Source organism: Stenotrophomonas sp. YIM B06876 (assembly GCF_030711595.1).
Lineage (GTDB): Bacteria > Pseudomonadota > Gammaproteobacteria > Xanthomonadales > Xanthomonadaceae > Stenotrophomonas.
In genome coordinates, this window is record NZ_JAUJUJ010000284.1 from 1 (window position 1) to 1,071 (window position 1,071).

Genomic DNA, 1,071 nt, shown 5'->3' on the forward strand with positions numbered 1-1,071 from the left:
GCATCGACGAACTGCACGCTGCGCGGCGCCTTGTAGACGGCCATGTTGTCGCGGCACCAGTCGATGATCTGCTGCTCGGTCGTGTCCTTGTGGCTGGCGCGCAGCACCACCACGGCTTTCACGCTTTCGCCGCGGTAGCTGTCGTGCGTGGCGATGATGCAGGCCTCCTGGATGGCGGGGTGGCGGAACATCAGCGCCTCGACCTCGGCCGGCCAGACCTTGAAGCCCGAGGCGTTGATCATGCGTTTCAGGCGATCGGTCAGAAAAAAGTAACCGTCCTCGTCCACGCGCCCCAGATCGCCGGTGCGAAAGAAGCGCTTGCCGTCCAAGGCCATGAAGGCCGCCGCCGTGGCGTCGGGCCGCTTCCAATAGCCATCGAACACCTCGGGGCCGCAGACGATGATCTCGCCCTGCTCGCCCTGCGACACCTCCTGCAGCGTATCGGGGTCGATCACGCGCGCATCGGTGCCCATGAAGGGAATGCCCAGGCATTGCTGCTTGGGGTGGTCGGGCGGATTGGAGTGCGAGGGCGCGGCCGTCTCGGTCAGGCCATAGCCCTCCGCATAGCGTAGGCCGTACTGGTCCAGCAGGCGCTGTGCCACCGCCTGCGGCATGGCCGCGCCGCCGCCGCCGATGTAGACCAGGCTGGAGAGGTCGTACTGCGCGAAATTCGGGCTGGCCAGCAGGTCGATCACCATGGTGGGGATGTTGGTCCAGGTCGTCACGCGCCAGCGCGAAATCAGGCGCCCGGCCAGTTCGCGGTCCCAGCGCGGCATGACCACCAGCGTCGCGCCGACGTAGATGGCCGCGTGCATCACGCTCACCATGCCCGTGATGTGGAACATCGGCANGGGGATGTTGGTCCAGGTCGTCACGCGCCAGCGCGAAATCAGGCGCCCGGCCAGTTCGCGGTCCCAGCGCGGCATGACCACCAGCGTCGCGCCGACGTAGATGGCCGCGTGCATCACGCTCACCATGCCCGTGATGTGGAACATCGGCACCACGGCGAGCGTCACGTTTTCGGCCGATCCCGTGCCCCACAGGGCGCCGGCGACGGCGTTGTGCATGATG

At 67.0% G+C, this 1,071-nt stretch carries 1 protein-coding gene; it reads right to left on the bottom strand.

Going from position 1 to position 1,071, the window contains the following annotated elements; all coding sequences use genetic code 11:
* Window positions 1–1,071 (bottom strand): AMP-binding protein (locus tag QZH66_RS16755; protein WP_305806993.1); only part of this gene is annotated, 1,071 nt, incomplete at both ends.